The organism is Stenotrophomonas sp. S41, from assembly GCF_016624625.1.
GTDB lineage: Bacteria > Pseudomonadota > Gammaproteobacteria > Xanthomonadales > Xanthomonadaceae > Stenotrophomonas.
The window spans coordinates 33,114-53,758 of sequence record NZ_JACVTV010000015.1 but is presented as its reverse complement, the minus strand read 5'-3'; the positions used below and the strand labels follow the sequence as shown (position 1 = coordinate 53,758).

Below are 20,645 nucleotides of genomic sequence, written 5' to 3'. Positions count from 1 at the left end.
GGCGTAAACGGCCTGCGATTGTACGGACTCGCCAATGGAATCTGCTCAATGGCCCTCGAATTCACCCTGAACCACCTCGCGCCGGCCGCCGCCGGCGTCGACTGCCTGGTCGTCGGCGCCTATGCCGACCACTCCCTGACCCCGGCCGCCCAGGCCCTGGACGCCGCCAGCGGTGGCCGCCTGGCCGCCCTGGCCCAGCGCGGCGACCTGTCCGGCAAGACCGGCGCCACCACCCTGCTGCATGACCTGCCGGGCGTCAGCGCCCCGCGCGTGCTGGTGGTCGGCCTCGGCGAAGCCGCCCGTTTCGGCGTGCCGCAGTACCTGAAGGCCGTCGGCGACGCCGTGCGCGCGCTCAAGGCCGGCGCCGCCCGCAGCGCGCTGTTCACCCTGTCCGAAGTGGCCGTGAAGGACCGCGACGCGGCCTGGGCGATCCGCCAGGCGGTGATCGCCGCCGACCACGCCGCCTACCGCTACACCGCCACCCTGGGCAAGAAGAAGGCCGATGACGCCGGCCTGGCCCAGCTGGCCATTGCTGGTGACGACGCCCAGGCCCTGGCCCAGGGCCAGGCCATCGCCGCCGGTGTCGAGTTCGCCCGCGAGCTGGGCAACCTGCCCCCGAACTACTGCACCCCGGCCTACCTGGCTGAAGTGGGCGTGAAGTTTGCCGGCGAGCACGACGGCGCCGAAGCCGAGATCCTCGACGAGCACCAGATGGAAGCGCTGGGCATGGGCTCGCTGCTGGCCGTGGCTCGTGGTTCGGCCAACCGCCCGCGCCTGGTCGTGCTGAAGTGGTCCGGTGGCGGCGACGCCAAGCCGTACGTGCTGGTCGGCAAGGGCATCACCTTCGATACCGGTGGCGTGAACCTGAAGACCCAGGGCGGCATCGAGGAGATGAAGTACGACATGTGCGGTGGCGCCAACGTCATCGGCACCTTCGTCGCCGCCGTGAAGGCCAAGCTGCCGCTGAACCTGGTGGTGGTCGTGCCGGCGGTGGAAAACGCCATCGACGGCAATGCCTACCGCCCGTCCGACGTGATCACCTCGATGTCGGGCAAGACCATCGAAGTCGGCAACACCGACGCCGAAGGCCGCCTGATCCTGTGCGACGCCCTGACCTACGCGCAGCGCTTCGAGCCGGCCGCGCTGGTCGACGTGGCCACCCTGACCGGCGCCTGCCTGGTCGCCCTGGGCCACCAGACCGCCGGCCTGATGAGCAAGCACGACGACCTGGCCAACGAGCTGCTGGCCGCCGGCGAGCACGTGTTCGACCGCGCCTGGCGCCTGCCGCTGTGGGATGAGTACCAGCCGATGCTGGATTCGAGCTTCGCCGACGTCTACAACATCGGCGGCCGCTGGGCCGGCGCCATCACCGCCGGCTGCTTCCTGTCGCGCTTCGCCGAAGGCCAGCGCTGGGCTCACCTGGACATCGCCGGCGTGGCCAGCGACGAAGGCAAGCGTGGCATGGCCACCGGCCGCCCGGTCGGCCTGCTGAGCCAGTGGCTGCTGGACCAGGTCGCCCGCGCCTGATGCCGTACCTGCCCCTGGCCGGCGCCCGCCGGCCGGGGCATCCTCCGGCCTGCCCCTGCCCGGCACGCCGGGCCCCTGCCCGACCCGGACCCTGCCATGCCCCGCGCTGATTTCTACCTGATCGCCAAGCCCCGCTTCCTGACCGAGCCGCTGCGCCTGGTCTGCGAACTGGCGCGCAAGGCCAACGATGCCGGGCTGCCCGCCTTGGTGCTGGCCCGCGACCAGGCCCAGGCCGAAGAGCTGGACGAACTGCTCTGGTCGTTCGACGAGGATGCCTACATCCCGCACCAGATCGTCGGCGAGGACGTGGACGAGGAAGAGGCCGTGGTGCTGATTTCCATCCCCGGGGACGAGGCGCCGATGCGCCCGCTGGTGATCAACCTGCGCGACGAACCCTGGCTGGGCCAGTGCGAGCGCGTGCTGGAAGTGGTGCCGGCCGACCCGGAAGCGCGCGAACCGCTGCGCGAACGCTGGCGCCAGTACAAGACCGCCGGCTACGACCTGAACAAGCACGACATGTGAGCGCGGCGTGGCCCCCTTGATGGGCCGCCCCGCTGCCCTGATCCTTCAACGATTACCTCCTGGTTCCCCCGCATGACCCAACTCGCCTCCAGCTACGACCCGAAGTCCTTCGAGACCGACCTCTACGAGGCCTGGGAGAAGGCCGGCCACTTCAAGCCGTCCGGCAAGGGCGAGCCCTACACCATCCTGCTGCCGCCGCCGAACGTGACCGGCACCCTGCACATGGGCCATGCCTTCCAGCAGACCCTGATGGACGCGCTGGTGCGCTACCACCGCATGCGCGGCTACGACACGCTGTGGCAGGTCGGTACCGACCATGCCGGCATCGCCACCGAAATGGTGGTCAGCCGCAACCTGGCGCTGGAAGGCAAGGGCGAGACCCGCGATTCGCTGGGCCGCGAAGGCTTCATCGGCAAGGTCTGGGAGTGGAAGCAGCAGTCCGGTGACATCATCGAGCGGCAGATGCGCCGCCTGGGCACCTCGGCCGACTGGTCGCGCAGCACCTTCACCATGGACCCGCAGCCGTCCGAAGCGGTGATCGAGGCCTTCGTGCGCTGGCACGAACAGGGCCTGATCTACCGCGGCCAGCGCCTGGTCAACTGGGATCCGGTGCTGAAGACGGCGATCTCGGACCTGGAAGTGGAGAGCGCCGAGGAAGACGGTTTCCTGTGGTCGATCGCCTACACGCTGGACGAAGGCCTGAGCTACGAGCACGTCGAGCGCGATGCCGACGGCGTGGAAACCCTGCGCGAAACCCGCGATTACCTGGTCGTGGCCACCACCCGCCCGGAAACCCTGCTGGGCGATACCGCGGTGATGGTGCACCCCGAAGACGAGCGCTATGCCCACCTGATCGGCAAGAGCGTGGTGCTGCCGCTGACCGGCCGCCGCGTGCCGGTGATCGCCGACGACTATGTCGACCGCGCGTTCGGTACCGGCGTGGTCAAGGTCACCCCGGCGCACGATTTCAACGATTACCAGGTGGGCGTGCGCCACAGCCTGCCGATGATCAACCTGTTCACCCCGGTGGCGGCGCTGAATGAAAACGCACCCGAACGCTTCCAGGGCATGGACCGCTACGAAGCGCGCAAGGCCGTGCTGGGCGAACTGGAAGACCTGGGCATCCTGGTCGAGACCAAGGCGCACAAGCTGCAGGTGCCGCGCGGCGACCGCACCGGGCAGGTGATCGAGCCCTACCTGACCGACCAGTGGTTCGTGAAGATGGACGAGCTGGCGCGCCGTGGCCTGGAGCTGGTCGAGAACGGCAGCATCGCCTTCGTGCCGCCGAACTGGATCAACACCTACCGCCACTGGATGAACAACATCCAGGACTGGTGCATCAGCCGCCAGCTGTGGTGGGGCCACCGCATTCCGGCCTGGTTCGATGCCGCCACCGGCAGCTGCTACGTGGGCCGCAGCGAAGACGAAGTGCGCGCGAAGAACAATCTGGGCAGCGACGTGGTGCTGAGCCAGGAAAGCGACGTGCTGGAGACCTGGTTCTCCTCGCAGATCTGGCCGTTCTCCACCCTGGGCTGGCCGAACGCGCAGGCCATGGCCGAGCGTGGCTTCGACCGCTACCTGCCGTCGTCGGTGCTGGTCACCGGCTTCGACATCATCTTCTTCTGGGTGGCGCGCATGATCATGGCCACCGACAACCTGACCGGGAAGATCCCGTTCAAGGACGTCTACTTCACCGGCCTGATCCGCGACGGCCAGGGCCAGAAGATGTCCAAGAGCAAGGGCAACGTGCTCGACCCGCTGGACATCATCGACGGCATCGCCATCGACGACCTGGTGGCCAAGCGCACCGGCGGCCTGATGCAGCCGAAGATGGTGGAGAAGATCGAGAAGGCCACCCGCAAGGAGTTCCCGGACGGCATCGCCGCCCACGGTGCCGATGCGCTGCGCTTCACCATCGCCGCGCTGGCCACCCACGGCCGCGACATCAAGTTCGACATGAACCGCGCCGAGGGCTACAAGAACTTCTGCAACAAGCTGTGGAACGCCAGCCGCTTCACCCTGATGAACACCGAGGGTGCCGCGTTCAACGGCGTGCCGCAGCCGCGCACCGATGCCGAGCGCTGGATCCTGGCGCGCCTGGCCGCGGTCTCCGCCGAGGCGCAGGGTCACTACGCCAACTACCGCTTCGACCTGCTGGCGCAGTGCCTGTATGAGTTCGCCTGGAACGAGTTCTGCGACTGGTTCCTGGAACTGAGCAAGCCGGCACTGAACGGTGGCGACGCCGCCGACGCCGACAGCACCCGCCACACCCTGCTGTACGTGCTGGAAGCGCTGCTGCGCCTGCTGCACCCGCTCACCCCGTTCATCACCGAACAGCTGTGGCAGCAGCTGGCCCCCCGCCTGGGCCTGGCCGAAACCACGCTGTCGCTGCGCCCGTACCCGACCGCCGACGAATTCGCCGGTGATTTCGCCCAGGCCGAGGCCGACGTGGAATGGCTGAAGGCCGTGATCAGTGCCGTGCGCCGCGTGCGCAGTGAACTGAACGTGGCCCCGTCCAAGCTGGTGCCGCTGCGCCTGCAGGCTGGTCTGGAGCTGGACCGTGTGCGCATCGAACGCTTCAGCGCCTCGCTGTCGTTCCTGCTGAAGCTGGACAGCATCCAGTGGCTGGGCGAAGGCGAAAGCGCGCCGCCGGCCGCCGCCGCGATCGTGGGCGAGCTGAAGCTGCTGGTGCCGCTGGAAGGCCTGGTTGATCTTGATGCCGAGCGCGCGCGCCTGGACAAGGAAATCAAGCGCGTGGAAAGCGAGAAGGAAAAGAGCGAGGCCAAGCTGGCCAAGTTCACCGACAAGGTGCCGCCGGCCGTGGTCGAGCAGGAGCGCGTGCGTCTGGTTGACTGGAACACCCAGCTGGCCGGCCTGCAGGAACAGCGCGCGAAGCTGTAACGGCTGAGTAGCTGCCAACCTTGGTTGGCACATCGTTTCAAGAAACGCCGGGCATTGCCCGGCGTTTCCCTTTCTGCCACATGGCATCATCGGGTGATGCCGCTTTCCCTCTTCCTGCTGGTCCTGGCCGCTGCTGCCCTGCATGCCAGCTGGAACGCGATCGTCAAACGCGGGCCGGACAAATTTCTCGGCACGGTGCTGGTGACCGGCAGCGCTGCGCTGCTCTCAGCTGCCGCCCTGCCCTTGCTGCCCATGCCCGCGGCGGACAGCTGGCCGTGGCTGGCGGCGTCGGTGCTGCTGCAGGTGACCTATTACGGCCTGGTCGCACGCTGCTACCAGCAGGTGGACATGAGCCTGGCCTACCCGCTGATGCGCGGTTGCGCGCCGATCCTGGTCGCATTGGCCGGCAGCCTGTTCGGCCAGTCGTTGCCGCCAGCGGCGTGGCTGGGCGTGGTCCTGGTCAGCACCGGCATCCTGTGCATGGCGCTGGGCGCACGTCGCGGCCAGCTCGGCCTGCCACTGCTGACGGCGTTGATGATCGCCACCTACACGCTGGTCGATGCACAGGGCGCACGCCAGTCCGGCAGCGCGCTGGCCTACACGCTGTGGCTGTTCCTGCTGTCAGGCCTGCCGCTGCCGGCATGGGCGCTGTACACCCGACGTGGCGCAGTGCTGGCCTACGCGCGCCAGCATTGGCCGCTGGGCCTGGCCGGTGGTGTCGGCACCACCGCGTCCTATGCGATGGCGCTGTGGGCGATGACCCAGGTGCCGGTGGCGATGGTGTCGGCACTACGCGAATCGTCGATCCTGTTCGCGCTGATGATCTCGGTGTTCGTGCTGCGCGAGCGCGTGCCACGGGTGCGCTGGCTGGCGGCGGGCTTGATCGTGGCTGGCGTGCTGGCGCTGCGGATGGCGTAAGCAATGCATCGGTAGCGCCGGGCCATGCCCGGCGAGCGCAGCGGCAATCCTTCCCCGTTACAGCGGCGGCATCGTCTGCAGGTCGTCGTTGACCAGCTCGATCGCCATCACCAGCGCATCCTCACGACCGTTGGCGGCCGGGTAATAGCGCGGGCGGCGGCCGATCTCGTTGAACCCTTCGCTGTGGTACAGCGCCAGCGCCGGGGTATTGGACGGCCGCACTTCCAGGAAAACGCGCTGCGCGCCACGGTCACCGGCCAGGCGCACCAGTGCGCGCATCAGCTGCCGGCCGAGGCCATGCGACTGCTCCAGCGGATCGATGCAGATGTTGAGCACGTGGGCTTCATCGGCGGCCAGGCTCAGCACGCCGTAGCCGATCAGCAGGCCGTCGCGTTCCATGGCCAGGCCGGGGTAGCCGGCGCGCAGGCAGTCCAGGAAGATGCCGCGGGTCCAAGGGTACGGATAGCCACGCACTTCGATGGCCATCACCGCATTGAGGTCGCTTTCGCGCAGGGCGCGCATCGACACCGGGCCCGGCCGGGCGACCGCACTCACGGCGCGCCCCGCTTGCGCAGCGCGCGCAGCTGCGGCCACAGCGCGCGCTTTGCCTTCGGATCGCGGCGCAGCTGTTCCAGCGGCCAGCTGTCCATCAGGGCCTGCGTGGCCGGGTCATTCGGGTTGCAGCCCGATGCGCGCAGCAGCGCGATCTGCAGGCGGTCAGGCAGGCGTACCGACGGCTGCCGGGCGTTGCCGCCGGGCAGCGGCCGCGATGCGGCCGGCGCCATATCCGGCGCCGCCACCGGGGTGGTGCGAACGGGCGGTGCCGGGCGTTCGTAAGGGGCCGGTGCGCGTTCGGTCGGCGCATCGGCCTGGCGTTGCGGCTGCCGTGGCGCTTCACTGCGCACCGGTGCGGCCGCGGCTTCGGCCTCGGCCACGCTCAGCTGCAGGGCCGCGTCCAGCTCGGCGGCCAGCTGGCCATCGTGGAAGACGGTGTAGCCCATGGCCTGCAGCCAGGCCTGCTGGGCCGGGGACCACAACACGGGCAGGTCCTTGCTCACGCCGCCTCGGGCTTCTTGCGCAGGCGCTGCAGGGCCCACATCACCGGGCCGGACAGCGCGTAGAGGATGCCCACCACGAACAGCACGCGCGGCAGGTCGATGACCGCGATGGCGATGGCGATCGGCACCAGCGCCAGCACCAGGAACGGCACACGGTCGGACCGGGTGCCCTTGGCAGCACCGCCCTTGAAGCTCCAGAAGCGGATGCGGCTGACCATCAGCAGGGCCGCGACCACGGTGACGGCCAGCGCGACGAAGCGCAGCTCGTTGCCATTCCAGCCCAGGCTGCCATCGGCGAAGGCCCAGACGAAGGACATCATCAGGCCGGCCGCGGCCGGGCTGGCCAGGCCGACGAACCAGCGCTTGTCGACCACTGCCACCTGGGTGTTGAAGCGGGCCAGGCGCAGTGCCGCGCAGGCGGCATACAGGAAGGCCACCGCCCAGCCGAGACGGCCGAGCAGTTCGCCGTCGTACTTCAGCTCCGACAGCGACCAGTGGTACATCACCAGCGCCGGGGCCATGCCGAAGCTGACCAGGTCGGCCAACGAGTCGTACTGCACGCCGAACTCGCTGCTGGTGCCGGTCAGGCGCGCGACGCGACCGTCCAGGCCATCCATCACCGCTGCCACGAACACGGCGATGCTGGCATTGACGAAATCGCCATTGGCCGCCGCGATGATCGCGTAGAAGCCGGAAAACAGGCCGGCGGTGGTGAACAGGTTGGGCAGCAGGTAAATCGTGCGCGAGCGCGGCGGCGGTGTGATCGGGTCCATGGAATCCAGTTTAATCGACTTGCCAGCCGTCGGCGGCAATGCTGCAATCGGCGTTCTACGCCCATTCCGCGGAGTTTGCCATGCGTGCCTTGTCCTGCCTGGGATGCCTGCTGCTGTTGGCCAGTGCCAACGCGGTGGCCGGACCCGTCTACAAATGGAAGGATGCCAAGGGCGTGACCCAGTATTCGGAGACGCCGCCGGCCGGGGGCAAATACGAAACCCGGGAGCAGGCCCGCGGCGGCCAGGCGCCCGCGGCAGAGGCCAGCGAGGCCAAGCCGGTGCCGGAGCAGTGCAGCACCGCCCGCGCCAACGTGGCCCTGCTGGACGGCAACGGGGAGGTCATGCAGGACACCGACGGGGACGGCAAGGCCGATACCGCGTTGACGCCGGAGCAGCGCAGCGCGCAGAAGGGCTTGGCCGAAGCGGCGATCAAGGCGTACTGCCCGCCGGCGGGTTAAGGGGTTTTTCGGCAGGGCTTGCAGCCCTGCACCTGCCGAAGCAGCAGCCGAAGCAAGATCAAGAGCAGCATTCCGTGGGATGGCGGGGCGGTGTGGGCTTGCAGGACACGCCGTAAACCCATCCCTGGGGGCTCGTAGGCGCCATCCATGGCGCCTGCGGTCCTGCAAGCCCACACCGCCCCACCTCTGACAGATTCCTGCGGCTGTTGGAACCTGCTGCTGGTAGGTGTCGACCTTGGTCGACACGATTTTTCTCTCAGATATCGATATTCAAATGGGGTCAGAGCCCGTTGCGCAGCAACGGGATCCGACCCCGTGCTCCGACAGATCGCGGGAAACTGTCGAAGGCGGGGTGGGTCCGGTGGCAGGGGTGTGAGCGCCATGGATGGCGCGACCAAGCCCCCATGGGTGAGGGCGCTTTGCTTGCGAAGCACTGCTTCGCAAGCGCCCGAACGCACAGCCGCCAGCGGCTGGGCCGGACCCCGGAGGGGGGTTCACGGCGTCCCCTGCCACTGGACCCACCCCGCCTCCCCTCAGGAAACCAGCCTCTGCTGTTGCTTCGGCTGTAGCCGTGGCCTCTGCGGGTGCAGGGCTGCAAGCCCTGCCGGTACAAACCCCCGGCCGGGCTGGCAGAATAGGCGTCTCTGCCGTTATCCGAAGCCGCCGATGCGCCTCTCCCAGTTCCACCTGCACACCACCAAGGAAACCCCCAGCGACGCCGAGCTGACCAGCCACCGGTTGATGCTGCGGGCGGGCATGATCCGCAAGCTGGCATCGGGCCTGTACACCTGGTCGCCGCTGGGCCTGCGCGTGCTGCGCAAGGTCGAGCGCATCGTGCGCGAGGAAATGGACCGCGCCGGCGCCGTCGAATTCCAGATCCCGACCATCCAGCCGAAGGAACTGTGGGAGCAGACCGGACGCTGGGAAAAGTTCGGCCCGCAGCTGCTGAAGATCAAGGACCGCAAGGAACAGACCTTCTGCTACAGCCCCACCGCTGAAGAAGCGGCCTGCGATTTCGCGCGCAGCGAGCTGTCCAGCTACAAGCAGCTGCCGGTCAACTTCTACCAGATCCAGACCAAGTTCCGCGACGAGATCCGCCCGCGTTTCGGCGTGATGCGCGCGCGCGAATTCCTGATGAAGGACGCCTATTCGTTCCACCTGCACGATGACTGCCTGGTGCGCGAATACGAAAACATGAAGGCGGCCTACAGCCGCATCTTCACCCGCCTCGGCCTCGATTTCCGCATGGTCCAGGCCGATTCCGGCGCCATCGGTGGTGATGCCTCGCAGGAATTCCACGTGATCGCCGATTCGGGCGAAGACGCGCTGGTGTTCTCCACCGGCTCGGATTATGCCGCCAACATGGAAGCGGCCGTGGCCGCCGACCCGGCACCGCGCGCGGCTGCCGCCGAAACCATGCGCAAGGTGGACACCCCCACGCAGAAGACCTGCGAGGACGTCGCCGCCCTGCTCGGCCTCGACCTGACCCGCACCGTGAAGTCGGTGGCGCTGATGACCGAAGCCGGCTTCGTGCTGGCCCTGGTCCGTGGCGACCATGACGTCAACGAGATCAAGCTGGCCAAGGTCGCCGGCCTGGAAGACCAGCGCTTCGCCAGTGAGGCGGAGATCGCCGAGTTCCTGGGCAGCGTGCCGGGCTTCCTCGGCCCGGTCGCCCCGGCCAAGGCCATCCGCGTGGTGGCCGACCGTGAAGTGGCAGCCATGGCCGACTTCGTGGTCGGCGCCAACGAGGCCGGTTTCCACCTGGCCGGCGTCAACTGGGGTCGCGACCTGGCCGAGCCGGAAGTGGCCGACATCCGCAACGTGCAGGCCGGTGACCGCGCAGTCGACGGCGGCGAGCTGAAGATCGCCCGCGGCATCGAGGTCGGCCACGTCTTCCAGCTGGGCCGCAAGTACGCCGCCGCGCTCGACGCCACCGTGCTGGACGAGAACGGCAAGGCCGCGGTGATGGCGATGGGCTGCTACGGCATCGGTATTTCCCGCGTGGTCGCTGCGGCGATCGAACAGAACCACGATGACGCCGGCATCATCTGGCCCGAGGCGATGGCGCCGTGGCAGGTGGTGGTGTGCGTGATCAACCCGAAGGGCGACGCCGGCGTGGCCGAAGCGGCGGCTGGCCTGCTGCAGGAACTGCGCGATGCGGGCCTGGATGCGGCGCTGGACGACCGCGGCCTGCGCCCGGGCGCCATGTTCGCCGACATGGAACTGATCGGCGTCCCGCACCGGGTCGTGGTCAGCGAACGCGGCCTGGCCGCCGGCACCTTCGAATACCGTTCGCGCCGTGCCAGCGAGGCGGAAAGCCTGGACAAGACCACCCTGCTGCAGCGACTGCAGGGCTGATCAGAGAGACCGGGGCCTGCCCCGGTCTTTTTTTTGCCTGTTTTGTGCGCACCAGCAACTGCGCCGGACATAATCAGGTCAAAATAGACGCATTGGGGCCATCCGGCCACCATGTCGCGACTGCCGATGTTTGTGCTGGGATTAATTCGTCATTATTCTGTCCCGCGACGCCAAGGACCGGCTCGTCCCTGTCCCTAATTCAGTTTCCGGAGTAATCGTAGATGAGCATCGACCTGAGCGGCCTGTCGGCACGCGAGCTGGGCGCCCTGATCCGTACCGCCAAGAAGCAGCAGACCATCGTGGCCAAGCGTCGCCCGATCACCAAGGTGCGTGCCCAGCTGAGCAAGCTGGCCAAGGCCGAGGGTTACACCATCGAGGAACTGTTCGGTGATGCCCCGGCCGCCCCGCGCGCCCGCAAGGCGACGAAGGCCACCAAGGCCCCGGCGAAGACCGCAGGCCGCAAGCTGGGCAAGGTTGCCCCGAAGTACCGTAATCCGGCCAACCCGAAGGAAACCTGGACCGGCCGTGGCAAGCAGCCGCGCTGGATGGCCGAACTGACCGCCAAGGGCGGCAAGAAGCCGGAAGATTTCCTGATCAAGAAGGCGTAAGGCCGAATATCAGGCTGGAATGAAAGACGCCGGCGAAAGCCGGCGTTTTTTTATCTGGCGTGTGGACCAACGGTCCACACCCACCAAGGGCATCAAGGTGTGTGGACCAACGGTCCACACCTACAAGGTTTTGCGGGCCGGCATCAGCAGGTTGCCGAACAGCAGGCCAGCCACCAGTGCCATCACCACGTTGAGCACGGTGAGGAATACGCTCTGCCCGGCGCCCACGTCCTGCTGCTGCACCAGGGTCAGCACGCCGCGCAGGCTGGTGCTGCCCGGCACCATCATGATGATGCCCGGCAGGCGGATGATCGCGCCCGGGCGCCCGACCAGGCGGCCAAACAGATTACCGCCGGCGGTCAGCAGCATCGCGGACAGGAAAATACCGGCCGGTGCGCCCCAGGCGTGGCCACCGAATTTGGAAATGGCATAACCGGCCACCGAGGCCGCCATCACCCACGGATAATCGCGGCGGTTGGCCTTGAACAGCATGGCAAAGGCGAATGCCGCGGTCAGCAGCGAGCCCCATTCCACCCATGGCCCCTGCGGCCGCGTGGCACGGATCACCGGCTCCAGGCCCAGCACATCGGCCAGGGTCACCGCGATCATCGCGCCGACGCTGAGTTTCATGATGGTGGTCAGCGCACCGGCGAAACGTGCGGTGCCCGATACCCAGTGCTGGCTGGCCAGTTCATTGACCGCATTGGTCAGCGACATGCCAGGCAGCAGCACCACCAGCGAAGCAATGATGACGGTATTGAGATTGAGCGCGCCGATGAAGGCAGCCACCAGCGTGGCGACCATGCCCGCCAGCAGCGCAGCCAGCGCTTCGGCGGCCTCGCGGGTGGCCGGGCGGCGGTCGGTGACCATGCCCAGCAGGCCGATCATCAGACCGATGACACCGGCGGTGGCGATATCCAGCCACGGCAGTTTCCACATGCCGGCCACGCCGGCCGCGCCCAGGCTGAAGGACAGGATGGTGCGCAGCTTGCCGCGCCGGCCGGGATCCTTGTCCAGCTGGCGCAGCGCGGTATGGCCCTGGGCGATGCTCATGCGGCCGTTGGACACTTCCTCGGCGATGCGGTCGGCCACGCTCAGCTTGTGCAGATCGTTCTCGCCCGGCGCCAGGCGGATCACCCGGGTGATGTCACTGGAACCGATGGCCTGTGCCGGATCGCTGAAGCTGAGGATGATGCCGGTGGGGTTGGACCACGGCTCACAATCGAGATCGAGCTGGCGCGCCAGGGCCACCACGGCCGTTTCCAGGCGCTGTGCGGTGGTGCCATAGCTGTGCAGGCGCCCGGCGATCTCGGATACGAATGCCACGCGCTGTGCGTAGGTGGCCGGGGGCGTGGGGATCGTGTGAGCGTCTGCAGACATGCGCCGTAGTATTACCCACGCGGGGCCCGGCAGGAGAAATTCATCCCGGTTCGACGCGGCGCGCAGGACGAAACGGTTATGCTGCGAACCGAATGGCCCCCATGACCCCGAACCACGCCCCCCGGCTTGAACAGGACGCCCACGATCCCGGGCTGATCCGCCTGTCCGGGCACTGGACCCTGAAGACCGCGCTGGACGCGGCCGAGGTGCTGCGTGGCATTCCCGACACGTTGACCGGCATCGATGCCACCGGCATCGAACAGCTGGACTCGGCCGGCGTGCTGCAGGTGCTGCGCGTGGCCCATCGTGCCGACCTCGGCGAACAGGCACTGCAGTTCCGCCCGGACCACCAGGCGCTGGTGTGCACCATCGAGGAAGTGGCCGACGACCGTCCCAAGCCCAAGCGCGATTTCGGTGTGCTGGCCGCGCTCGAGCGCCTGGGCGTCAGCGTCCATGCCACCGGCCACAACATCAAGGCGCTGTGCAGCTTCCTCGGCGAGAACCTGGTGAAGGCCGCGAGGCTGGTGAAGGAACCGCGGCGCTTCCGCCTGACCGCCACCGTGCACCAGATGGAACAGGTGGGGCTGGATGCGGTGCCGCTGGTCGCGCTGCTGTCCTACCTGGTCGGCGCGGTCATCGCCTTCCTCGGCTCGACCATCCTGCGCGACTTCGGCGCGGAGATCTACGTGGTCGAACTGGTCAACATCGCCTTCCTGCGCGAGTTCGCCGTGCTGCTCACCGCCATCGTGCTGGCCGGCCGCACCGCCAGTGCGTTCACCGCGCAGATCGGCGCGATGAAGGCACGCGAGGAAATCGATGCGATGCGCACGCTCGGCCTGGACCCGGTCGACCTGCTGGTACTGCCGCGCCTGCTCGCCCTGCTGGTGACCCTGCCGCTGCTGACCTTCATCGCGATGATCGCCGGCCTGGCCGGCGGCATCACCGTCGGCGCGTTCGACCTGGACATCCCGCCGCAGATGTACATCGCGCGCATGCACGAAACGATGGAAGTGCGGCACATGCTGGTGGGCCTGTCCAAGGCGCCGGTGTTCGCGCTGATCATCGGCCTGATCGGCTGCCTGGAGGGCCTGAAGGTGGAAGGCACGGCGCAGTCGGTGGGCGAACGCACCACCTCCAGCGTTGTGCAGACCATTTCGCTGGTCATCATCATCGACGCCTTCGCGGCGTTGTGGTTCATGCACATGGACTGGTGACATGAACGCACACGACACTTCAACCGACACCGCCATGCAGGACGACCAGGGCCACGACCTGGCCATCCGAGTGCGCGGGCTGGTCAACCGCTTCGGCAGCCAGACCGTGCACGAAGGCCTGGACCTGGACGTGCGCCGCGGCGAGATCCTCGGCGTGGTCGGCGGTTCGGGCACCGGCAAATCAGTGCTGATGCGTTCGATCCTCGGCCTGCGCGTGCCCGACGAAGGGCAGATCGAGGTGCTCGGCCGCGACGCGCGCGCCGACGATGCCGAAAGCCGCCTGCACATCGAGCGCAACACCGGCGTGCTGTTCCAGGATGGCGCGCTGTTCTCCTCGCTGACCGTGGGCGAGAACGTGCAGGTGCCGCTGAAGGAACACCACCGTGAGCTGCCCGAGCGCTGGCACTACGAACTGGCGCTGCTGAAGGTGAAGCTGGCCGGCCTGCCGGCCGATGCGATCAACAAGCTGCCCTCGCAGCTGTCCGGCGGCATGCGCAAGCGCGCCGGCCTTGCACGGGCACTGGCGCTGGACCCGCCGCTGCTGTTCCTGGACGAACCCACCGCCGGCCTGGACCCGATCGGCGCGGCCGCCTTCGACCGCCTGATCAAGACCCTGCAGGAAGCGCTGGGCCTGACCGTGTTCCTGATCACCCACGACCTGGACACGCTGTATGCGATCTGCGACCGGGTGGCGGTGATCGCCGATCGCAAGGTGGTGGCCAATGCGCCGCTGCCGGAGATCGAGACACTGGACCATCCGTGGATCCAGGAATATTTCCACGGACCCCGCGCGCGTGCTGCACGCGGCGAACAGATCAAGAGTGCCTGAGCCATGGAAACCAAAGCCAACTACGTGCTGATCGGCGCGTTCACCCTGATCACCGGCCTGGCCCTGCTGGCCTTCGGCCTGTGGGCGGCCAAGTACTCCTCCGACCGCACCTGGCAGGAATACCGCGTGGTGTTCCGCGAGGCGGTGACCGGCCTGTCGGTCGGCAGCCCGGTGCAGTACAACGGCATCGCGGTGGGCTCGATCACCGAACTGAACCTGGTGCCGGACGACCCGCGCCAGGTCGTCGCACGCATCCGCCTGAACTCCAACACGCCGGTCAAGACCGATACCCGCGCCAAGCTGGCCATCACCAGCCTGACCGGTCCGTCGATCATCCAGCTCAGTGGCGGCACGCCGCAGGCGCCGACGCTGACCACGGTCAACAAGGATCCGGCGCCGATCATCCCGACCACGCCGTCGGCGCTGCAGAACATCACCGACGTGGCCAACCGCATCGTCGAGCGCATGGACCAGATCCTCAGCGACCGCAACGTGGCCTCGATCAACGCCACCCTGGCCAACCTGGAAACCATCAGCGGCGGCCTGGCTGACCGTGACCAGGGCACCCAGGCGCTGCTGCTCAGCGCGCGCGATGCCGCACGCAGCCTGGACACCACGCTGAAGACCACCAACGGCACCATCGAGCGCCTGGACAAGAACCTGGTGCAGCAGCTGCCGGGCATCATCGACAAGCTCGACGCCACCCTGGGCAAGCTCGATTCGGCGGCCGGCAATGCCGATTCGATCCTCGGCGAGAACCGGGCGGCCATCAACAGCTTCGCCAACGATGGCCTCGGCCAGCTGGGCCCGACGCTGAATGAACTGCGTGGCCTGATCCGCGACCTGCGCCGGGTCAGCGACCGCCTCGAGAACAACCCCGCGCGCTACCTGCTGGGCCGCGACGCACCGAAGGAGTTCGAACCCAAATGAGCCCGATGACCCTTCCGCGCCTGCTGCTGGCCGCCTCGGCCGTCGCCCTGCTGGGTGGCTGCTCGATCCTCGGCAGCGGCGACAAGAGCCCGGTCACCCTGTATTCGCCCGCCGTGCAGGTGAAGGTGGACCCGAGCTGGCCGCAGGCCGACTGGCAGCTGGTGGTGTCCAAGCCCAGCGCCGCGCGCATGGTCGACAGCCCGCGCATCAACGTGCGGCCAACGCCGTCCGAGCTGGAGATCTACAAGGGCGCCAGCTGGGCACAGCCGGCCACCGACATCATCGAAGACACCCTGCTGCGCGGCTTCGAGGATTCCGGCCGCCTGCGCGGCGTGGCCCGCACCGCCGCCGGCATCCGCGCCGACTACAAGCTGGCCACTGATATCCGCCGCTTCGAATCGGACTACCAGGGCCAGGCCACGCCAACCGTGGTGATCGAAGTGAACGCCAAGCTGATCCACACCACCGACCAGCGCGTGGTGGCCGACCGCACGTTCCGCCAGGCGCAGCCGGTGGGCAGCACCGACGTACCGGCCGTGGCCGCCGCCTTCGAGCGTGGCCTGCAGCAGCTGGCGCAGAACGTGGTGGGCTGGACGCTGGTGAACGGACAGAGCGACGCGGCTGCGCTGAAGCGTTGAGCCGCATCCGCTGCGCTCGCCGGGCATGGCCCGGCGCTACCCCTTGTGCAATCCTGGTAGCGCAGGGCCATGCCCGGCGGAACGCCCTCAGCGCGGCTGGATCCAACGGAACGTCAGGTTGATCCGCTCGCCCTGCACCCGCGCCATCTTCGGCAGCGCGTGCTGGTAGAAGCGCTGGGTGCTGCCGCCCATCAGCAGCAGGTCGCCGTGGCCGAGCAGGAATTCCGCCTTGCGCGCATGGTCCTCGCGCCGCCGCAGCAGAAAGCGGCGCGCCGAGCCCAGGCTGAGCGAGGCGATGAGCGGCGACGGCCCCAGCTCCGGTTCGTCGTCGCTGTGCCAGCCCATGTAATCGCCGCCGTTGCGGTAGCGGTTGACCAGCACGCTGTTGAACGCACCGATGCCCTGCGCCTGCAGGCGCTCGCGCAGGACCTGCAGCCGCGGGGACCAAGGCTGCGGCACGAATTCGGCACCGGAATAGCGATAGCGCGCCTGCGGATCACCGATCCAGCAGCTCAATCGTGGCGAGTCGACCCAGTTGCCGAACATGCGGATGCGATGCACCTCCCATGGCAGTTCCGCCTGCAGCGCCGGCAGCAGCGCGTCGGCGGCGTCGGCGGGCAGCCAGCCCGGCAGGTGCTGGACGTCGGCATCAGGCAGGTCGTGGGGGAACAGCATCGCGGTCGTCCTCATGCGCGGGGCGGCAGAAGCGCCCCGCGCACGTTCACTCAGGCGCGCCGGAACGGCACGCCGGTCTTTTCCTTCAGTTCGTCATCGGCCACGCCCGGCGCCGCTTCCACCAGCACCAGGCCGTCGTCGGTCACATCGAACACGGCCAGGTCGGTGATGATGCGGTCGACCACGCCGACGCCGGTCAGCGGCAGCGAGCATTCGGCCAGGATCTTGTGCTCGCCGTTCTTCGCGGTGTGCTCCATCAGCACCACCACGCGCTGCACGCCGGCCACCAGGTCCATCGCGCCGCCCATGCCCTTGACCATCTTGCCGGGCACCATCCAGTTGGCCAGGTCGCCCTTGTCGGTCACCTGCATGGCGCCGAGGATGGCCAGGTTGACGTGGCCGCCGCGGATCATCGCGAAGCTGTCATGGCTGCCGAAATAGCTGGCACCCGCACGCGCGGTGACGGTCTGCTTGCCGGCATTGATCAGGTCGGCGTCCACTTCGGCGTCGGTCGGGAACGGGCCGATGCCGAGCAGGCCGTTCTCGGACTGCAGCCACACGTCCACGCCTTCGGGAATGTGGTTGGCCACCAGGGTCGGCAGGCCGATGCCGAGGTTCACGTAGGCGCCATCGGTCAGTTCGCGGGCGGCACGTGCCGCCATCTCGTCACGGGTCCACGCCATGTCAGTTGCCCTCCGCGCGGATGGTGCGCTGTTCGATGCGTTTCTCGGGGTGCGCGTTGTGCACGATGCGGTGCACGTAGATGCCCGGCAGGTGCACCTGGTCCGGATCGATGGTGCCCACCGGCACCACTTCTTCCACTTCCACGATGCAGACCTTGCCGGCCATCGCGCAGGCCGGGTTGAAGTTGCGCGCGGTCTTGCGGAACACCAGGTTGCCGGCTTCGTCGGCCTTCCAGGCCTTGACCAGGGCGACGTCGGCACGCAGCGCGGTTTCCATCACATAGTGCTTGCCGTCGAACTCGCGGGTTTCCTTGCCTTCGGCCACCACCGTGCCGTAGCCGGTGGCAGTGAAGAAGGCCGGGATGCCCGCACCACCGGCACGCAGGCGCTCGGCCAGGGTGCCCTGCGGGTTGAACTCCAGTTCCAGCTCACCGGCCAGGAACTGCCGTTCGAATTCCTTGTTTTCGCCCACGTAGGACGAAATCATCTTCTTGATCTGCCGCGTTTCCAGCAGCTGGCCGAGGCCGAAGCCATCGACGCCGGCATTGTTGGAGATCACGGTCAGGCCCTTGGCACCACTGTCGCGCAGCGCGGCGATCAGCGCCTCGGGAATGCCGCACAGGCCGAAGCCGCCCACGGCCAGGGTCTGGCCATCGGCAATGACGCCCTGCAGGGCCTCCGCCGCCGAAGCAAAGCGCTTGCTGCGCTTGCCGCTGGAAGTTGCGTGTTCCATTTCTACAGCCCTACGGGGGAAGAATCAGCGCATTCTAGCCGGACCCTGCCGATGGGCTGGGATGCGCCGCAGCAATTGCGGCGGGCAATCAACCGCGTGCGATCGCTGCCATAACCTGCTTGAGGCCGTCCTGCCAGGCCGGCAGCACGATGCCGAAATCCTGCTGCAGCCTGCGGTTGTCCAGCACCGACCACGCCGGACGCTTGGCCGGGGTCGGGTACTCGGAACTCGGAATCGCTTCGACAGCCGGCACCTTGGCCAGCACGCCAGTGGCCAACGCCTCGGCGAAAATCGCTTCGGCAAAGCCATGCCAGCTGGTCTGGCCGCTGGCGGTCAGGTGCCAGGTGCCCGACAGCTGCCCCGGGTGCTCCAGCGCCTGTGCGGTGGCATCGGCGATCAGCGCGGCCGAAGTCGGCGTGCCGATCTGGTCGGCCACCACGCGCAGCTGGTCGCGCTCGGCGCCCACCCGCAGCATCGTTCGCAGGAAATTGGCGCCGTGCGAAGCGTACACCCACGCCGTGCGGAAGATCAGGTGGCGTCCACCGGCGGCGCGAACGGCCTCTTCGCCATCCCGCTTGCTGGTGCCGTAGACGCCCAGCGGCGCGGTCGCATCGTCTTCGCGGTAGGGCGCGCTGCCCTGGCCATCGAACACGTAGTCGGTGGAGTAATGCACGAACGGCACGCCATGCGCTGCACACCAGCGCGCGATCACGCCCGGCGCCTGCGCGTTGGCCGCAAATGCGGCCTCCACGTCCTGCTCGGCACGGTCGACCGCCGTGTAGGCGGCAGCATTGACCACCACCGACGGCTGCAGGCGGTCCAGCAGTGCCGGCAGGCTGTCGGGCTGGCCGAAATCGGCCACCTCGCACGCACTGCCGTCGGGCAGCTGGCCACTGCGCGTGGTCGCCACCACCGGCCCCAGCGGGGCCAGTGCGCGCAGCAGTTCCTGCCCGACCTGCCCGTTGCCGCCAAATACCAGCACGGTCATGCGGTGTAGACCGGCAGGCGGTCCTCGGCGATGTCCTTCAGGAAGGGCGCCTTCTCGTCCTTGGGCGACAGGATCGGCGCGCTGATGGGCCAGTCCACGGCGATATCGGCATCGTTCCAGCGGATCCCCGCGTCTGCTTCTGCCACATACACATCGGTGCAGAGATAGTGGAACAGCGCCGTTTCGGAGAGCACGGCAAAACCGTGGGCGAAGCCTTCGGGAATCCAGAACTGTTTCCTGTTCTCCGCGCTCAGGATCACCGCTTCCCATTGGCCGAAGGTCGGCGAGCCGCGACGGATATCCACGGCCACATCATAGACCTCGCCTTCCAGCACGCTCACCAGCTTGCCCTGCGGGCGTGGCCACTGGTAATGCAGGCCGCGCAGCACGCCCTTGCTGGACGAGGAAACGTTGCTCTGCACGAAGTGCGTGGGCAAGCCGAGTTGACCGAACCGCGCGGCGTTCCAGCCCTCGAAGAAGAAACCGCGATCGTCGCCGAACACTTTCGGCTCGATCACCACACAACCCGGCAAACGGGCTTCAATGACTTTCACGGAACCACTCCACGTACTGCCAGCTTCTGAAGGTATTGGCCATAGGCATTCTTGATCAGCGGAGCAGCCAGCGCTTCCAGCTGCTCAGCGGAAATCCAGCCCTGCCCGAACGCTACTTCCTCCGGGCAGCAGACCTGCAGGCCCTGCCGGGTCTGGATGGTCTCGATGAAGTTGGAGGCCTCCAGCAGCGACTGGTGGGTGCCGGTATCAAGCCAGGCATAACCGCGACCCAGCGCTTCCAGGTGCAGGTTGCCCTCGGCCAGGTAGCGCTTGTTGAGATCGGTGATCTCCAGCTCGCCACGCGGCGACGGTTTGAGTTCAGCGGCGTAATCGCTGGCGTTGCCGTCGTAGAAATACAGGCCGGTGACCGCATAGTTCGAGCGCGGGTGTTCGGGCTTCTCCACCAGGTCCACCACCTTCCCGCTCTTGTCGAACTCGGCCACACCGTAGCGCTCCGGGTCGTTCACCCAGTAGCCGAACACGGTGGAGCCATCCACGCGCTGGTCGGCACGCTTGAGCACCTCGCGCAGGCCGTGGCCGTGGAAGATGTTGTCGCCCAGCACCAGGCAGCTCGGCTTGCCGGCCACGAAATCGCGGCCTATCAGGTAGGCCTGCGCCAGGCCATCGGGGCTGGGCTGCACGGCGTACTGGATGTCCATGCCCCACTGCGAACCGTCGCCCAGCAGCTGCTGGAACAGGGCCTGCTCGTGCGGGGTGTTGATGATCAGCACTTCACGGATGCCCGCCAGCATCAGCACGCTGAGCGGGTAGTAGATCATCGGCTTGTCATACACCGGCAGCAGCTGCTTGCTGACGCCCTTGGTGATCGGATAGAGCCGGGTGCCGGAGCCGCCGGCCAGGATGATGCCTTTACGCTGCGTCATGTTCTCTCCCGGTA

Annotated in this window: 20 protein-coding genes and 1 pseudogene; 11 read left to right on the top strand and 10 right to left on the bottom strand. The window is 67.7% G+C overall.

Annotation, left to right across the window (positions count from 1 at the left end; translation table 11 throughout):
• The first annotated feature begins 48 nt into the window (after positions 1-48).
• The 4 genes from IAE56_RS05585 to IAE56_RS05570 all read left to right on the top strand — a co-directional run bounded on the left by IAE56_RS05585 (position 49) and on the right by IAE56_RS05570 (position 5,868).
• On the top strand, positions 49-1,527 hold the full coding sequence (locus tag IAE56_RS05585) for a leucyl aminopeptidase (RefSeq protein WP_200751794.1): 1,479 nt from the start codon (positions 49-51) through the stop codon (positions 1,525-1,527).
• A 96-nt stretch (positions 1,528-1,623) separates the two neighbouring features.
• Positions 1,624-2,049: a DNA polymerase III subunit chi gene (locus IAE56_RS05580; RefSeq protein WP_108745936.1), complete on the top strand. Its 426-nt coding sequence runs from the start codon at positions 1,624-1,626 to the stop codon at positions 2,047-2,049.
• A gap of 72 nt (positions 2,050-2,121) precedes the next feature.
• Entirely contained in the window at positions 2,122-4,950 is a 2,829-nt protein-coding gene (locus tag IAE56_RS05575; protein WP_200751793.1) for a valine--tRNA ligase, read from the top strand.
• Between the two features lie 96 nt (positions 4,951-5,046).
• Positions 5,047-5,868, top strand: a complete 822-nt coding sequence (locus tag IAE56_RS05570; RefSeq protein WP_200751792.1) for an EamA family transporter — start codon at positions 5,047-5,049, stop codon at positions 5,866-5,868.
• 57 nt (positions 5,869-5,925) lie between these two features.
• Here IAE56_RS05570 and rimI read toward each other — a convergent pair whose 3' ends face one another.
• Genes rimI through pssA form a run of 3 tightly spaced genes read right to left on the bottom strand, consistent with a single transcriptional unit; the run spans position 5,926 to position 7,699 of the window.
• On the bottom strand, positions 5,926-6,423 hold the full coding sequence (gene rimI, locus IAE56_RS05565) for a ribosomal protein S18-alanine N-acetyltransferase (RefSeq protein WP_108770599.1): 498 nt from the start codon (positions 6,421-6,423) through the stop codon (positions 5,926-5,928).
• Positions 6,420-6,869: a hypothetical protein gene (locus tag IAE56_RS05560; protein ID WP_200751799.1), complete on the bottom strand. Its 450-nt coding sequence runs from the start codon at positions 6,867-6,869 to the stop codon at positions 6,420-6,422. The genes rimI and IAE56_RS05560 overlap by 4 nt, the downstream gene beginning before the upstream one ends.
• A gap of 53 nt (positions 6,870-6,922) precedes the next feature.
• On the bottom strand, positions 6,923-7,699 hold the full coding sequence (gene pssA / locus IAE56_RS05555; RefSeq protein ID WP_079220566.1) for a CDP-diacylglycerol--serine O-phosphatidyltransferase: 777 nt from the start codon (positions 7,697-7,699) through the stop codon (positions 6,923-6,925).
• An 80-nt stretch (positions 7,700-7,779) separates the two neighbouring features.
• Between pssA and IAE56_RS05550 the strand changes: the two genes are divergently transcribed.
• From IAE56_RS05550 to IAE56_RS05540, 3 genes and pseudogenes are all read left to right on the top strand, one after another.
• On the top strand, positions 7,780-8,157 hold the full coding sequence (locus IAE56_RS05550; protein WP_200751791.1) for a DUF4124 domain-containing protein: 378 nt from the start codon (positions 7,780-7,782) through the stop codon (positions 8,155-8,157).
• Positions 8,158-8,823: 666 nt separating this feature from the next.
• On the top strand, positions 8,824-10,515 hold the full coding sequence (locus tag IAE56_RS05545; RefSeq protein ID WP_200751790.1) for a proline--tRNA ligase: 1,692 nt from the start codon (positions 8,824-8,826) through the stop codon (positions 10,513-10,515).
• Positions 10,516-10,736: 221 nt separating this feature from the next.
• Positions 10,737-11,117, top strand: a pseudogene (locus tag IAE56_RS05540) (H-NS histone family protein); the annotation flags it as partial.
• 126 nt (positions 11,118-11,243) lie between these two features.
• Here the strand turns inward: IAE56_RS05540 and IAE56_RS05535 are convergent.
• Positions 11,244-12,503 (bottom strand): threonine/serine exporter family protein, encoded by a 1,260-nt coding sequence (locus IAE56_RS05535; protein ID WP_200751789.1) that lies wholly within the window; start codon positions 12,501-12,503, stop codon positions 11,244-11,246.
• 92 nt (positions 12,504-12,595) lie between these two features.
• Between IAE56_RS05535 and IAE56_RS05530 the strand changes: the two genes are divergently transcribed.
• The 4 genes from IAE56_RS05530 to IAE56_RS05515 are packed head-to-tail and all read left to right on the top strand — an operon-like array spanning position 12,596 to position 16,114.
• Positions 12,596-13,717, top strand: coding sequence for an ABC transporter permease (locus IAE56_RS05530; protein ID WP_200751788.1), 1,122 nt, complete (start codon positions 12,596-12,598; stop codon positions 13,715-13,717).
• 1 nt (position 13,718) lies between these two features.
• Entirely contained in the window at positions 13,719-14,546 is an 828-nt protein-coding gene (locus IAE56_RS05525; RefSeq protein WP_200751787.1) for an ABC transporter ATP-binding protein, read from the top strand.
• A 3-nt stretch (positions 14,547-14,549) separates the two neighbouring features.
• Entirely contained in the window at positions 14,550-15,476 is a 927-nt protein-coding gene (locus IAE56_RS05520; protein WP_079220561.1) for an MlaD family protein, read from the top strand.
• Entirely contained in the window at positions 15,473-16,114 is a 642-nt protein-coding gene (locus IAE56_RS05515) for an ABC-type transport auxiliary lipoprotein family protein (RefSeq protein WP_200751786.1), read from the top strand. Before IAE56_RS05520 ends, IAE56_RS05515 begins: the two co-directional genes overlap by 4 nt.
• Positions 16,115-16,201: 87 nt before the next feature.
• Here IAE56_RS05515 and IAE56_RS05510 read toward each other — a convergent pair whose 3' ends face one another.
• The 6 genes from IAE56_RS05510 to rfbA all read right to left on the bottom strand — a co-directional run bounded on the left by IAE56_RS05510 (position 16,202) and on the right by rfbA (position 20,631).
• Positions 16,202-16,789, bottom strand: coding sequence for an alpha-ketoglutarate-dependent dioxygenase AlkB (locus tag IAE56_RS05510; RefSeq protein WP_200751785.1), 588 nt, complete (start codon positions 16,787-16,789; stop codon positions 16,202-16,204).
• 50 nt (positions 16,790-16,839) lie between these two features.
• On the bottom strand, positions 16,840-17,472 hold the full coding sequence (locus IAE56_RS05505) for a CoA transferase subunit B (protein WP_200733323.1): 633 nt from the start codon (positions 17,470-17,472) through the stop codon (positions 16,840-16,842).
• Position 17,473: 1 nt separating this feature from the next.
• On the bottom strand, positions 17,474-18,205 hold the full coding sequence (locus IAE56_RS05500; RefSeq protein ID WP_200751784.1) for a CoA transferase subunit A: 732 nt from the start codon (positions 18,203-18,205) through the stop codon (positions 17,474-17,476).
• A gap of 88 nt (positions 18,206-18,293) precedes the next feature.
• Positions 18,294-19,193 (bottom strand): dTDP-4-dehydrorhamnose reductase, encoded by a 900-nt coding sequence (gene rfbD / locus IAE56_RS05495; RefSeq protein ID WP_200751783.1) that lies wholly within the window; start codon positions 19,191-19,193, stop codon positions 18,294-18,296.
• The gene (gene rfbC / locus IAE56_RS05490) at positions 19,190-19,747 is read right to left on the bottom strand and encodes a dTDP-4-dehydrorhamnose 3,5-epimerase (protein ID WP_200751782.1); all 558 of its coding nucleotides are present in this window, start codon (positions 19,745-19,747) and stop codon (positions 19,190-19,192) included. The genes rfbD and rfbC overlap by 4 nt, the downstream gene beginning before the upstream one ends.
• On the bottom strand, positions 19,744-20,631 hold the full coding sequence (gene rfbA, locus IAE56_RS05485; protein WP_200751781.1) for a glucose-1-phosphate thymidylyltransferase RfbA: 888 nt from the start codon (positions 20,629-20,631) through the stop codon (positions 19,744-19,746). Before rfbA ends, rfbC begins: the two co-directional genes overlap by 4 nt.
• Positions 20,632-20,645: the final 14 nt, after the last annotated feature.